Origin of the sequence: Streptococcus sp. UMB0029 (assembly GCF_002871495.1) — a bacterium.
Taxonomy (GTDB): Bacteria; Bacillota; Bacilli; order Lactobacillales; family Streptococcaceae; genus Streptococcus.
Map to the genome: position 1 here is coordinate 35088 of NZ_PNGD01000006.1, position 14597 is coordinate 49684.

A 14597-nucleotide genomic window follows, 5' to 3' on the forward strand; every position below is an offset into this window, starting at 1 on the left:
ATGAAAATTATTAATATTGGAGTTTTAGCTCATGTTGATGCAGGAAAAACTACCTTAACAGAAAGCTTATTATATAACAGTGGAGCGATTACAGAATTAGGAAGCGTGGACAAAGGTACAACGAGGACGGATAATACGCTTTTAGAACGTCAGAGAGGAATTACAATTCAGACAGGAATAACCTCTTTTCAGTGGGAAAATACGAAGGTGAACATCATAGACACGCCAGGACATATGGATTTCTTAGCAGAAGTATATCGTTCATTATCAGTTTTAGATGGGGCAATTCTACTGATTTCTGCAAAAGATGGCGTACAAGCACAAACTCGTATATTATTTCATGCACTTAGGAAAATGGGGATTCCCACAATCTTTTTTATCAATAAGATTGACCAAAATGGAATTGATTTATCAACGGTTTATCAGGATATTAAAGAGAAACTTTCTGCCGAAATTGTAATCAAACAGAAGGTAGAACTGTATCCTAATATGTGTGTGACGAACTTTACCGAATCTGAACAATGGGATACGGTAATAGAGGGAAACGATGACCTTTTAGAGAAATATATGTCCGGTAAATCATTAGAAGCATTGGAACTCGAACAAGAGGAAAGCATAAGATTTCAGAATTGTTCTCTGTTCCCTGTTTATCACGGAAGTGCAAAAAACAATATAGGGATTGATAACCTTATAGAAGTGATTACGAATAAATTTTATTCATCAACACATCGAGGTCAGTCTGAACTTTGCGGAAAAGTTTTCAAAATTGAGTATTCGGAAAAAAGACAGCGTCTTGCATATATACGTCTTTATAGTGGCGTACTGCATTTGCGAGATTCGGTTAGAATATCGGAAAAGGAAAAAATAAAAATTACAGAAATGTATACTTCAATAAATGGTGAATTATGTAAAATCGATAAGGCTTATTCCGGGGAAATTGTTATTTTGCAGAATGAGTTTTTGAAGTTAAATAGTGTTCTTGGAGATACAAAGCTATTGCCACAGAGAGAGAGAATTGAAAATCCCCTCCCTCTGCTGCAAACGACTGTTGAACCGAGCAAACCTCAACAAAGGGAAATGTTACTTGATGCACTTTTAGAAATCTCCGACAGTGACCCGCTTCTGCGATATTATGTGGATTCTGCGACACATGAAATCATACTTTCTTTCTTAGGGAAAGTACAAATGGAAGTGACTTGTGCTCTGCTGCAAGAAAAGTATCATGTGGAGATAGAAATAAAAGAGCCTACAGTCATTTATATGGAAAGACCGTTAAAAAAAGCAGAGTATACCATTCACATCGAAGTGCCGCCAAATCCTTTCTGGGCTTCCATTGGTTTATCTGTATCACCGCTTCCGTTGGGAAGTGGAATGCAGTATGAGAGCTCGGTTTCTCTTGGATACTTAAATCAATCATTTCAAAATGCAGTTATGGAAGGGATACGCTATGGTTGCGAACAAGGATTATATGGTTGGAATGTGACGGACTGTAAAATCTGTTTTAAGTATGGCTTATACTATAGCCCTGTTAGTACCCCAGCAGATTTTCGGATGCTTGCTCCTATTGTATTGGAACAAGTCTTAAAAAAAGCTGGAACAGAATTGTTAGAGCCATATCTTAGTTTTAAAATTTATGCGCCACAGGAATATCTTTCACGAGCATACAACGATGCTCCTAAATATTGTGCGAACATCGTAGACACTCAATTGAAAAATAATGAGGTCATTCTTAGTGGAGAAATCCCTGCTCGGTGTATTCAAGAATATCGTAGTGATTTAACTTTCTTTACAAATGGACGTAGTGTTTGTTTAACAGAGTTAAAAGGGTACCATGTTACTACCGGTGAACCTGTTTGCCAGCCCCGTCGTCCAAATAGTCGGATAGATAAAGTACGATATATGTTCAATAAAATAACTTAGTGTATTTTATGTTGTTATATAAATATGGTTTCTTGTTAAATAAGATGAAATATTTTTTAATAAAGATTTGAATTAAAGTGTAAAGGAGGAGATAGTTATTATAAACTACAAGTGGATATTGTGTCCTGTATGTGGAAATAAAACACGATTAAAGATAAGGGAAGATACTGAATTAAAAAAATTCCCCCTCTATTGTCCGAAATGCAGACAAGAAAATTTAATTGAAATAAAGCAGTTCAAAGTAACTGTGATTACAGAGCCAGACGCAAAGACGCAGAGCCGATAAAATGAGATTAATACAATCTCATTTTATCGGCTCTTTCCGTTATGTATGGATTCTTTTAATTAGTCTTCGATGTTTCTTGCTTCGTTGATACCGCTGGCTAAAGATTCCATTAAGGATAGTTCTTTGTCTGTAAAGCTATCCATGTATTTCTCTATCTGTAATCGTCGGGTGCTTTTTACCAAGTTATTAGCAGGTAAGAAAAATTCATCAACGGAAACATGAAGTAACGATACAAGGTCATAAAGAACTTGTATGCTGGGGTGTTGCCCTTTATTTTCAATATTAGTTAAGTACCGTGGGTCAATTTCAATCAATGCTCCCACTTGTTCACGAGTTAAACCTCGTTTCAATCGAGCTTCTTTAATGGCTAAACCAAAGGCTCTAAAATCATATTTATCTTCTTTTTTACGCATAGTAGACCACCTCTATACATTTTATTGTTCCTACTGAATTAAAAACAGGTATAGAAAAACGTGTTATATGGTTTATAGGTTTATATTTAATAAAAAGCACTACTAAACGCCAATAAAAAAAACCGTTATATGGTAGTGCTATTTACGCTGTTAAAATATTGTATATTACTTCCAAATGGCGGTTTGTTGGAGGTCAACGTCGCCATGAAGTACATCATATACAATAAATTTCCTTACATTGGGTTCTTGTCAAAAAAAGTCGTCTATCTGCAATAGATAAGTACGTCCACCAATGTGGTTTTATAAATCATATAGATAGAATAACAGAAGCATGTAAACAGAGAAATAAATCTGTTTATATGCTTTTTTGGCTATTCAGAACTTTTTTACAAAGTTTATTTATCAGTAATGCAACAAATCCCCCTTTCACATTGGGACTAAGAGTGAAAGGAGATAAACGAGCAAGGCTCACTTCCTTTCCTAGACAGAAAGGGGGTGAGAAACATGAAACCATCTTCTTTTCAGACCACAATAGAAAATCAGTTTGACTATATCTGTAAACGTGCTATGGAAGACGAGCGAAAGAATTATATGCTTTATCTTTCAAGGATTGCAAAGCGTGAGGTGTCCTTTTCGGATGTTGGCGATTATCTTGTTAGCCAGTTTGCGACAACAGATAACTATTCAACTGACTTTCAGATTTTTACACTCAATGGGTTATCAGTAGGCGTTGAAAATGATTTGTTGAGTGAAGCATTACGTGAGTTGCCAGACAAGAAACGTGAAATTCTACTGCTGTTTTACTTTATGGACATGAGCGATTCAGAAATTGCAGACCTGTTGAAATTGAACCGTTCTACTGTCTATCGGCATAGAACCAGTGGACTAGCCTTAATTAAAAAGTTTATGGAGGAATTTGAAGAATGAAAACACAATATCCTATGATTCCCTTTCCTCTCATTGTAAAGGCAACAGATGGCGATACCGAAGCGATTAACCAGATTCTACATCATTACAGAGGGTACATAACGAAGCGTTCCCTACGACTTATGAAAGATGAATATGGCAATCAAAGTATGGTCGTTGATGAAGTCTTACGTGGAAGAATGGAAACCAGACTGATTACAAAGATTTTGTCATTTGAAATTAAGTAATATCCTCTCTCCTTTCGTGGAAGCGTGCTAAACCATTCCACGCTTCCCGAACAGGGAGGTTTGTTATTCCACCAAAGCATATTGAGCTTTCAATGTGTTTTGATAGGCTAACGAGCCATTGTTCTTTGAAAACTGAATAAAAGTAATCGAATACGTTTCGATAAGAAAAGAGCCAACGGAACTAACCGCCATGACCTATCTTATAAAGATAGCGAGCGATTCATGTTAGTGATCCGAGAAGCAATCTTTAGCAGGATTGCCTGCAACGACATTCTTATCGTGATAATGATACTCCCATACAGTCAATAGTCCGAGCGTGATAAAACCGTCGCAGGCAATGAGTATGGCTACATGAGAACCATGCAGGGGTGGAACTCCCGTGAGCTTTGCTAAAGCTGTTCGATTGCTGGTAAAACAACTTTTATGAAATCCAAATAAGTGATTTGGAAAGGAGGATTTTATGAAGCAGACTGACATTCCTATTTGGGAACGTTATACCCTAACCATTGAAGAAGCGTCAAAATATTTTCGTATTAGCTACGACGCTTGGCAGAGGAAAATAAAAATGCAAATTGGCTGATTATGAATGGCAATCGTATTCAGATTAAACGAAAACAATTTGAAAAAATTATAGATACATTGGACGCAATGAATAGTTTACACTAAATATAAAAAAAAATTATAAAATAATTATTTTTTAAAATAAGAGGAGAACTCATATTTTTATTTAACAATGAATATATCACACTAAACCAGATAGAATATACAAGTTAATTTGTACCGAAATTACTATATATTATAAGAAAAATAGAAACTCTAAAGCATTCTGTACACTTTAATTTTAATTCATCTCTTTTTGTTTCTAATACAGAGTATTGAGACTGGATTATAAGCACATCAACAAAAAACTCTATTCAAACCTACCTTTGAATAAAGTCTTTTAACTATCTAAAAAGTTCACATTTTTTTCTTATTTATGGAGTTAATGAAGCGCCAACTGAATCCTAGAACCAACATCAGATTGATGAGAAGGTACACAGACGTAAAACTAGCTAAACCATGTTGTCTGATATCATCAAAATATAAACTAGGTTCAGTAAAGAACAAATAAATTCCATAGACCTCCACGAAAATAAGAAAACTGATAAAACCAATAAGGAAAAGTCCACTGGCAATAAGAAAGAGTCTCCATAAAAGAATGAGAATTCCTCCTACTGCTAAAAAAATTACTGGGATAAGGAGTAAATCATTCATGACTTTCTCCTTTCTAATCAATCAACTGACGATAATGGGTGGCAAGAGAGGAATCAAACTCTTCTAATTTTTGAACTAAGTCCAAATACTCTTCTTTTTCATGTTCTTCAAAGTCCACACCTTGATGATTCTGAAGAGCGATTTCCAATTGACTAGTGAGCTCTCGTTTAGAAAAACTGTAATCCCCTGTCACTTCCTCATAATGTTCCTTTAACTCCTTGTAGGCTTGGTATTCTTCAGGTGTTTGAAATCCCTGTACCAAAGCCTCTTCTAATTGATAATAGGTATCTTCCATCATAATCGTTACCTCGTTTCTTTCTATCTTTATTTTACCGCGCTTTTCTTTTCTTGTCCGCTATTTATATCTATTTTTTAATCTAATTCAAAAGAAAGTTGTTCTTGCTTTTCTTTTCCTTTTTCGTGGAATTGTCGTAAGGCCTGATCAATAATATCTAAATCCGTTTCTGTTTCAATCAATGGCGCGAGTACATCGTATTCGGCCTTTTTAGTTTGATAATCCTCTTCCTTTGGAAAATTTTTCTCAATTTCTACCTTAGCAGTAGTCCATTTATCCTTTAATTCATCCAATAAGTTCTGAGTTTTCACTTGGTCATCTTTAATGTGGTCTATCGTATGCTGAAGCCTTTGAATTGTCCCCAAAGGAGAATACAAATCCAAACTGACAGAATACTGATTTTCTCCTACAATCTTAACAGAGAAGGTTTCAGGAAGAGGCTGATTCGTTGGTAGACTAAGCATTTTAATGTCAAATCCTCGATAACTTGCTAGGGTTCGAAATTCTTTGCTGTCAGTTTGATTATGACGGATAAGACGGTGTAGGGATTCACCTGCTTCAGCTCGTTGCTCAAAAACTTGTTTACCTATCGTCATAGAAAATGATTGGTCTTTCGACATTTCAGACTGTTGAATGTCGCCTTCATACTTGCTTAATCGTTTCTCAAGAATGGGCATATTTTCTTCACAGTAAGAGATTGTATGACGATAGTGATCCTTGCTGCGTTGAAAGGCGCGTCTTTGATTTTCTAATAGAGTTAGATCATTCTCTAGTTCCATCTTATATTTGAGATAAGGATTACCTGTTGCTAGTGCCTTAAAATCAGAAGCTGTCATAGTCTGTTCATCAATATCTTCCGCAGCACGAATCGGCTCCTTAGAAGTCATAATCTGCTTAATATAACGGAGTTTGTTCTCCTGAGTTGCCCATAGATAATTATCAAACGAACCTTTGGTAATATAGTGGTAAATATCCACTTCCTTGTTTTCATTTCCCTGTCGGATAATACGTCCATTACGTTGCTGAATGTCACTTGGTCTCCACGGTACATCCAGATGGTGAACTGCTTTCATCTTGCTCTGAACATTTAAACCTGTTCCTCCTTTTTCAGTTGAGGCAAGAAGAACCCGAACCTCTCCTGCATTAACCTTTCGAGACAAGCTATTCTTCTTTTCATCACTATTGGCATCATGTACAAAGGCAATTTCCATACTAGGGATTCCTCTATCAACTAATAAAGCCTTAATCTCAGAATAAACATCAAAGCCATTATCTTTTTTCTTAGGTGTGCCAATATCTGAAAAAATCATCTGAGTAGCCTTATTTTCCATTCCCTCACGATAAATTCTTTCAACATTATCCACTACCTGAAGCAGTTTATGATTGTCTGCTAGACTATAACTAGAGTCCAATAAACGCATATCAATAGCTAGTTTCCGCGCCTCACCCGTAATTTTTAACATGTTATCCTGGCTCGGATCAACTGTTCCACATTTGACCATATCTGACCTCATAACTAATTCTTCTAAATAGAGTTTCTGGTTTTCAGTTAACTCACTCTCAATAGGGATAATATGAGCTTCTGGAACAGGTAAATCCAACATATCTTGTGTTTGAATGTCGGCTGTTTCTTTATAGATTTTCATCAACTCAGGTAGATTGACAAACTTTTTAAATCGTTTCTTAGGTTGGTACTTATCCCCTGTAGGAGCTAATTCCATAGAGTTTTGAATTTCTCCAAAAGCACCCACCCAAGAGTCAAAATAATCAACCTGATAGCGTTTTAAGATATCCGGTTGAATGTAGTTCATCATAGTATACAACTCACTAATAGAATTGGAAACGGGTGTTCCTGTCGCAAAGACAATATTTTTAAAATCATGTTCTTCCTGAATCTGTCGAACCTTCATCTCCATATCCACATTCTTCTTAGAGGTTGTATTGGTAATACCTGCTACATTCCCAAGTCCAGTAATTGGACGAATATTTTTAAAGTGATGTGCTTCATCCACAAAGAGAAAATCAATTCCTAAGTTCTCAAAATCAATAAAACTATCACGATTAAAGCGTTGCAGTTCTTCCAATTGTTTCTCTAGACCACTTATTGATTGCTCTGCTTCTTTAACGGTATACTTATTTTCAGAATGTGTTTTAATCTCTCGTAGTTCATTGAGTTTATCCTCGATATAATTCATCTGTCTTTCCTTACTGACAGGGATTTTTTCAAATTGAGAATCCCCAATGACAATGGCATCGTAATCTCCTGTAATAATACGAGACACAAATTGTTTTCTTCTCGCCTTCACAAAATCTTTCTTAGTAGTCACAAAGACTTTTTTAGTAGGGAAAAATTTCATGATCTCTTGGCCAAATTGAGCAGACAAACTAGAGGGCACCACATACAAGGGCTTATGAACCATCCCCAACTCCTTTAATTTAAACCCAGCACCAAGCATGGTCAAGGTCTTTCCTGAACCTACCTCATGAGCTAACAAGGCTCTTTTTTCTTCTACGATTCTTTGAATGGCATTCTCTTGATGAGGACGAAGACTGATGTTTTGTGCCAAGCCATCAATGACTAGATGGCTACCATCATACTCTCGACTAACCGTTCGATTATAAAGACGATTATAGCTTTCCTCAATGACTTGTTGGACTTCTGGATACCGTGAGACAAAGTCTTGAAAGAGCTCTTGTAAATGCTGCTCTTTTGCTCTTAGAACAGAGGTTTTTTCCAAATCTGTGATGGTCTTTTTCTTTTCTCCTTCCGTAATAGTCATAGTAATCGTCGGTTGGTTCGAATTAAGTAAATTCTCAAAAATCTTTCTTCCTGTATCATAACGTGAGCCACTGACTCCAAGACTACTATCTTTGGCACTTGGATAGCGATAAGCAAATGATGTCCGTAAATGAACCTGCCCATCGACAGGATTCACTTCAATGACTTGTTCAACATCAGGCGAAGACAATTCAAATTCACGATTGGTAAAACATTCAAAGGCAAATTTACCATAGACGGATTGGGGAATCCAACGTGACCCTATTTTAAACTCAATATCTGCCAGATGAATCCTTGGAGGGCGAACAGATTCTAACAAATCTAAAGCATGGTTCCAATCATATTCTTGATTGTTTTCCTCCACTAATAGTTGAACTACTTCTATCTTGTTGAGAATGTCTCCTGATAAAAACTGGTTCTTAGAAAGATATTTTCTTTCTCCTCTTAAATAGCTTTCTGGATCCATTAAAATCTGGTCACCTAACTCATCTAAAATAGCAGCTTGGCTATGTTCGGGATAAATTGATACCATATAGTCTAAATCAACCCCTCTACCATCCGATAAACTAGAGTTTAAGGCATCTAGAGCCGTTGAAACTCTTGCAATCACTCTCTCTGGTCTAACCAATGCTTTCTCAAAGGCTAAAGATTTTTTATATTTTACTTTCTGATCTTTAGAATCAATGTATTCATCTTCTAAACTTGCTAGTAGGGAATACTTGTCGTCACTATCAAATAAGTTCCGATTGACTGAGGCATTCAAGTATCCAAATTGACTTACAAAGCGGTCATAGTTATGATTGAGTTTACTAAGCAATACCTGAAAATCTGTCCGACTATAATCTTGATGACGTTGAATTTCAATTAAGGATTGATAGGTCTCTCTCAAATCAACCATGCCCTTAATGCGACCAATATCCTTATCCGATAAGGGACTTTCATAAAAGACAGTTTTTTTGAACAGTCCCTTATATTTCCCTCTTTTACTCGCTTCTTCTGACTTGTAAACATCTAGTGCTTCCTCATCTGTCAAATGAAGTTGCACGAATCGGTCTATTTTATGTTCAGACAAAGAACTGTCCCAAGCTTTAAAATCTCCCTTCTCATCTACATAATAACTAATTTCGTCTACTTTTGAACTTTTCCGAATGCCATGCGTATCTCGGTAATAAATTTGATTTCCCTCATAGCCAAAAGAATAGAGCGCTAAGTCCTCACGTATACGACTTGGGATAGAATTATCCACTTCTTCTTTGATAAAAACAGGTGCTTTCAAAGAATTGTCAATTTGTTTAGGTACTTCCACATTCTCGAATGCTTTCATTATGTCAGTAGCTAATGTTTCTGATACCCCCTTAACATTGAGAGTTCCTCCATTAAAATTACGTACCTCATATTCACCCAAAACTTGTGTATTGTATTTCCCATCAAAATAAGGATTAATCCAGACACGCTTATCCTCCTCAAAGAGAATAGAACCACTAAAAACAAGTTCCTCTTCATTAAGATTCTTTGCTTGATTCTTTTGAAAGAAGAGGAGATCTGTGGTCACTCGAGTACCTGCAATCTTTTTAAAAACCGTATCCGGCAAACGAACTCCCCCTAAAAAATGAGTGTTGGATTTAATCTCTTGTAAGACATTATCTGTCCTCTTATCCATTGTCCCAATAGATGAGATAATCGACACTTGTCCTCCGTCTCTTACTAAATCAAGTGAGTGTTTGACAAAGTAATCATGAATCATATAAGGTTTATCATAGTTTTTATCAGCAATGCGAAAATTTCCAAACGGAACATTCGTTAAGACTAAATCAAAACTATTATTTTGATAGGGCACTTCTTCAAATCCTCGCACTTCAATATGGGTATTGGGGTGGAGTTGTTTTGCGATTGCGCCTGTCACACTGTCTAATTCAACCCCATAGAGTTCTGATTTCTCTCGTATACTTCTAGGCATAGCCGCAAAGAAGTTCCCAGTCCCCATAGAAGGATCTAATATCCTCCCTCCCTCAAAACCATCATCCAGTAATTTTTGCCAAATCTGGCGAATAATCATTGGGTCTGTATAATAGGCTGTGAGAGAACTTTGTTTCATGGTGGAGTATTCTGATTTACTTACTAAACTCTTAAGAGTTAAACGTTCTGCTTCATACTTTGGATTGAGTTCATCGAAAAATTCATTGGCAAGACCGCCCCAGCCGACATACTTGGCTAGTAGCTCTTGTTCTTCTGGATTCGCTTGTCGTCCCTCTTTTTCTAATCTTTTAACAAGTTCAATTGCGGCGATATTCGTCTCAATCTTTTCTCGATTTGTCTTAGGATAAAAGTCCTCTAAATCATCTGGAAAAACAAAATCTTGAACAGGAACATCCGTCTCTTCTATGCCTACAATAAGCGTTTCTGTTTCCTTATCCTTTTCATTTTCTTCTTCCAGGTAGGAAAACAAATCTATTTCCTGATTTTCACTTGATGAATCCATCTCAATCTCTGAATCTTCTTTTTCAAGTTCTACATGAGACAATACTTGTTCAATCTCTTCCAAACTGTTCAAGTATAAGATAGGATTCTCTTCAAATAATTGATTGGAATCATTGAATAGCTCTAGGCGAACTAAGCCATTTAACTGTGCATTTTCAATCGAAACCAACTGAAATATTTGTCCTTTATAACTTACTTGTGAACCGATTGGATATTCCCTCAAAGCTTCTTCTACAATTTTATCGACATTAGAAAAGGAGTTCGTTTCTTTCGTTTCCTGTACAATATCACTTGAAGGAGATAAGGAATCCTCTACTTGTTTAGACTTTTCGCTTCTAGCCTTTACTTCATCAAAATGAGTAATAATCTTTAGCTTTTGTGTCAGTGGTAGTTGTATGTAGTTTTCTTCATGATGGACAAGTTCCGTTACTGTATCTAAAGTAGCCATCAATTCTGAACCCAAATAGGCTAGAACATCTCCCTCTTTTTCTTCAAAATGAATCTCAAGAACTTCTTTTTTTAGTTCTTTGGAATCAACCATTAGAAGAAATTCCTCTATATCTCTACTAATACGGTCAGATAGATTATTCGCAACCCGATAGACATTGACTAAATTGACATCCTGATTCTGATGACATACAAGCTCACTTAGTTGTTTCAGTTTTTCTTTTTCAGATTGGATGTAAAATCTAGTGGAAAGATTATAGGTTGCGACTTCTAGCACCAAGTTTTTCTCAAAATTACTTAATTGAGATAATTTACTTAGACCTGCTTGTCCAAAATTTCTTGTGTAACTTTCTAGATCTTGGTCATTATTTTCAGAACTGGCCTCTAGAAAAGAAACAATGTCTTGATGAAACGAATAGACATGAGGTATCTCTTCTATCTTGCCCTCTTCAGTCAAAAAACTCTCTACCAAATCCTGCCATTTCTCATCAAAATGTTGCGCTTGATAACGAAGAAATAGGTCCATTTTCTCCCTAGCTTTTGGAATTGTTCCACGAAACATAGCCAATAATTGCATTACTTCCATACTCGCTCCTTTCATCTATACGAAAATAGGAGAATCACATGATTCCCCTACAACTCTATCTCCATTTCAACCTCTTGAGGACTGGTTTCTAAATCACTAGACAAAAGAGAAACGGCATCTGTTCTCATGTAGTAAGTATATAAGTCTTCTAGGTCTTGTTGGTTCTCAATCCCTGTTTCAATACTAATAAGAGCCTGTATAAATTCCTTGTAGTGACTCTCCATCATATCTGAAATCTTTTGTTTCATTTCCATAAATACTGAAGATGGTTCAGTTATACTTGTTTGGTCTATGTCTTGTAAATCCTTTTCTAAGGGATTGCTTCCTTCTTCTACTTCCACTAAATCTGAACGACCATCACCATCAGAATCTGCGCTAAGAGGATTGGTTCCTAGCGCTAATTCTTGAGCATCAGTTAGTCCATCTTGATCCGAATCACGTTGATAAATGGCTTCCATATACTTCCTTCTTTCCTAGTTAATCTTTTTTCACTCCAATCCTACCAAATATTCCTTGAAAGAAGTATCACAACAAAAAAGAGAACGAGCCAAAACCTCGTTCTCCTTAAAATGATAAAACGTTACGATCAAAGTAAAAAAGATGACTTACAGAACCTGTAAGCCACCTAGTCAGTCGGTTTATTCTGATGTCTGCCACCGCTTGGCCCTTACGTCCAAGATTGCTATCGGATTTCGTTCTGGTGTCCGCCACCGCTTGGCCCTTATGTCCAAGATTACTATCAGATTGACCATGAGCCGACCACTCATCTACACCATTATTCTAACGAATATGAGCTATAAATGCAAGAGAAAAACTTATTTTGGATTTATACACTATAGAAAACATACACTATCTTCAGATTGAACTTTTGTTCAAAATAAGCTATAATGAATTTAAGTAGAAACAGGAGGTAGAACAAATGGCTACAATCAGTTTAACACGTGATATAAAACTAACAAACGAAGATGCTCTAAAAATTCTTAATCATAAACCATCTAAAAAGCTACAAGCAGTCTTGAAATCTATTGAATCACAAGACGCTACCGCTCCAACGAAAAATAAACTCATTTCAAAGTATCTGTAAGATGACAATTCAAGTAACACCACTTAAGCAATATCTTGAAAATATTCAAGTGCTGGCTCCTGATAAAACTGAGAAACAAGTTCAGGAGCTATTTAAAACTATCATTTTAGAAAATGTTGATTTCAACGGTAATGAAGAGATGTTGACTTATCTATCTGATAAAGCTCCCAATTTTGAAAAACAACATCGTTCTCGTAATTTTATCGTTGAAGAAACTGAAACAAATAACATCATAGGATTCTTTAGTTTATCTCTCAAAGTTGTTGATATTTCTGATTTAGAGAAATCCTTAAAAAAGAAACTCGTCCTAAAAGGGAAAAGTCCCAAAAATATTGATTATCTCCCTGTGTTACTTATCGGTCAATTCGGCAAAAACACAAAGCTAAATAAATTATCAGGACAAGAGTTATTTGAAATTGTAATTCAAAAAATTGAAGAATTTCGAGCAATTGTAGGAACTCAGATGGTATTTTTAGATAGTATCAATCATCCTAAAGTCATTCAATTTTATGAACAGTTCGGATTTGTTGCTTACAGTCAATTGATTAAAGACGATCATCAAGTAACTTATCAGCCTATGGCATTAAATATGTCACTCTATAAAAAATAAGAATCATGTCACCTAAACTGATGACATGATTCTTTTATTTCACCGTATAGGCAAAACTAATGGCACTATCTGCTTGCGAAATTTTTCTAAAGGTATAGTTAGGGTTGCCACCATAGTTAGTTTCAGAAACTAGAAAAGAACCATCATCATAGACCTTCTCTACAAAAGCCACATGACCATAGTCTGCTGGTGTGCCATGTGTACCTCCCACAAAGGAAACAATAGCACCTGCTCTTGGTGTGGAACCCGTTTCCCCACCAAGACTTGAAGCTGTCGCAACCCAGTCTTGACCATTTCCCATGGTATTAATGATTGAAATCTTCTCTCCATTTCTTCCTTTTAATTTTAAGCCTAATTGATTCATACGAGCCGCAACACCCCATGTACATTGTCCATAGGCATAGGCCATACCATCTCCACCACCAGGGACAGAATGATCATACAAGTCTCCACGAACCCCTTCAAGGGATTGCGGGTCACTCTTTGCCTGTCCTCCATTTGTTTGGCTAAAGCCTTTTTCAATTTGGTAATACCATTCCGTTGCTCTGGTTTGTCTTTCCAGTAGTTTGTCACCAGAATTTCCCTCCCAATAGGTCAGAAAGAGTTGGGCTAGATTGGCTGCACTGCCCGTATTTCCAAAGAAATCCTTTAACCAACTTTGATAGTAAGGACTATCCCCGTGAAGCATAAAATCAAGTTGGAGATCTAAATCATACCATTTCTTATTTTGGGTGCGTGCATAATTTAATAAAGCTGTATGACGTGTTGAACCATCTGCAGTATCCGTCCATTGCCCTAACCCCAAACCTCTATGAAGAATATTAGGATAAGCACCACTATAAATGGCTGGACCTCCAATCGCTAACCAGCTTTCATCATCCCATGAGGAATCGGTAGCGCCAACTGGAGGAGATAAATAATCTCCTTCAGCTCGTTTTGGATTAATAGAAGACTCTACAGACCAATTTCCTAAAATTGCCGCAATGGCTTGGGGACTTGCCCCTTGAGATTTCAAAAACTCATAAATATGTTTTGCTCGTTCAAACTCATCCCCACCAAACTGACCAATGGCTGGTAAGATAGTTGTCTGAAGTTGAATGACTTTGGGAAAATAAAATTGCGGATTGACATACACCAATTTTTCTTTCTTGTTCTTATACTTTTGATAGGAAACTTTCAAACCTGTATCGTCTGGTGTTTCACCAATAACATCACCCGTTAGGACTCTTGTCCCCTCAATCGCACGGCCATTATGAATGGAATACAAGGTCAATCGACTCTCATTCTCTCC

General features: G+C 36.4%; 14 protein-coding genes and 1 pseudogene. 8 read left to right on the forward strand and 7 right to left on the reverse strand.

Translation table 11 applies throughout. The features are described from left to right. Positions 1–1920 carry a tetracycline resistance ribosomal protection protein Tet(M) gene (gene tet(M), locus CJ239_RS04980; RefSeq protein ID WP_000691744.1) on the forward strand — a complete coding sequence of 640 codons (1920 nt, stop codon included), beginning with the start codon at positions 1–3 and terminating at the stop codon, positions 1918–1920. A 118-nt stretch (positions 1921–2038) separates the two neighbouring features. Next, entirely contained in the window at positions 2039–2206 is a 168-nt protein-coding gene (locus CJ239_RS04985) for a cysteine-rich KTR domain-containing protein (protein WP_000336323.1), read from the forward strand. A 59-nt stretch (positions 2207–2265) separates the two neighbouring features. Here the strand turns inward: CJ239_RS04985 and CJ239_RS04990 are convergent, their stop codons facing one another. Next, entirely contained in the window at positions 2266–2619 is a 354-nt protein-coding gene (locus CJ239_RS04990) for a helix-turn-helix transcriptional regulator (protein ID WP_001227347.1), read from the reverse strand. Between the two features lie 504 nt (positions 2620–3123). On the opposite strand from CJ239_RS04990, the gene CJ239_RS05000 reads away from it, so the two are divergent. Beyond that, a complete protein-coding gene (locus tag CJ239_RS05000; protein ID WP_000804885.1) occupies positions 3124–3546 on the forward strand; it encodes a sigma-70 family RNA polymerase sigma factor in 423 nt (140 codons plus the stop codon). Next, positions 3543–3773 carry a helix-turn-helix domain-containing protein gene (locus tag CJ239_RS05005; protein ID WP_000857133.1) on the forward strand — a complete coding sequence of 77 codons (231 nt, stop codon included), beginning with the start codon at positions 3543–3545 and terminating at the stop codon, positions 3771–3773. The genes CJ239_RS05000 and CJ239_RS05005 overlap by 4 nt, the downstream gene beginning before the upstream one ends. Before the next feature lie 225 nt (positions 3774–3998). On the opposite strand, the gene CJ239_RS12130 is transcribed toward CJ239_RS05005, so the two are convergent. Then, positions 3999–4250 (reverse strand): hypothetical protein, encoded by a 252-nt coding sequence (locus CJ239_RS12130; RefSeq protein WP_001845478.1) that lies wholly within the window; start codon positions 4248–4250, stop codon positions 3999–4001. Between CJ239_RS12130 and CJ239_RS05015 the strand changes: the two are divergent. After that, positions 4234–4439, forward strand: a pseudogene (locus CJ239_RS05015) (excisionase). The gene CJ239_RS12130 and the pseudogene CJ239_RS05015 sit on opposite strands and share 17 nt — an antisense overlap. Before the next feature lie 291 nt (positions 4440–4730). On the opposite strand, the gene CJ239_RS05020 reads toward CJ239_RS05015, so the two are convergent. The 4 genes from CJ239_RS05020 to CJ239_RS05035 form a co-directional block, all read right to left on the reverse strand. Further along, positions 4731–5027 (reverse strand): DUF5966 family protein, encoded by a 297-nt coding sequence (locus tag CJ239_RS05020; protein WP_102210754.1) that lies wholly within the window; start codon positions 5025–5027, stop codon positions 4731–4733. A gap of 13 nt (positions 5028–5040) precedes the next feature. Beyond that, positions 5041–5325 (reverse strand): DUF5962 family protein, encoded by a 285-nt coding sequence (locus CJ239_RS05025; RefSeq protein WP_000969637.1) that lies wholly within the window; start codon positions 5323–5325, stop codon positions 5041–5043. A gap of 74 nt (positions 5326–5399) precedes the next feature. Continuing rightward, the gene (locus tag CJ239_RS05030; protein WP_180958216.1) at positions 5400–11612 is read right to left on the reverse strand and encodes a DEAD/DEAH box helicase family protein; all 6213 of its coding nucleotides are present in this window, start codon (positions 11610–11612) and stop codon (positions 5400–5402) included. 47 nt (positions 11613–11659) lie between these two features. Then, a complete protein-coding gene (locus CJ239_RS05035; protein WP_003041999.1) occupies positions 11660–12070 on the reverse strand; it encodes a thrombospondin type 3 repeat-containing protein in 411 nt (136 codons plus the stop codon). A gap of 142 nt (positions 12071–12212) precedes the next feature. Here CJ239_RS05035 and CJ239_RS11710 point away from each other — a divergent pair, with 142 nt between their 5' ends. From CJ239_RS11710 to CJ239_RS05045, 3 genes are read left to right on the forward strand one after another with little or no spacing between them, the layout of a single operon-like run. Further along, positions 12213–12476: a hypothetical protein gene (locus CJ239_RS11710; RefSeq protein ID WP_219716978.1), complete on the forward strand. Its 264-nt coding sequence runs from the start codon at positions 12213–12215 to the stop codon at positions 12474–12476. Positions 12477–12531: 55 nt separating this feature from the next. Beyond that, positions 12532–12696, forward strand: coding sequence for a hypothetical protein (locus CJ239_RS11715; protein ID WP_000201399.1), 165 nt, complete (start codon positions 12532–12534; stop codon positions 12694–12696). Between the two features lies 1 nt (position 12697). Then, on the forward strand, positions 12698–13306 hold the full coding sequence (locus CJ239_RS05045) for a hypothetical protein (protein ID WP_033607218.1): 609 nt from the start codon (positions 12698–12700) through the stop codon (positions 13304–13306). A 34-nt stretch (positions 13307–13340) separates the two neighbouring features. On the opposite strand, the gene CJ239_RS05050 is transcribed toward CJ239_RS05045, so the two are convergent. Then, on the reverse strand, positions 13341–14597 hold a 1257-nt coding region (locus CJ239_RS05050), incomplete at its 5' end, for a phage tail tip lysozyme (protein WP_142366995.1).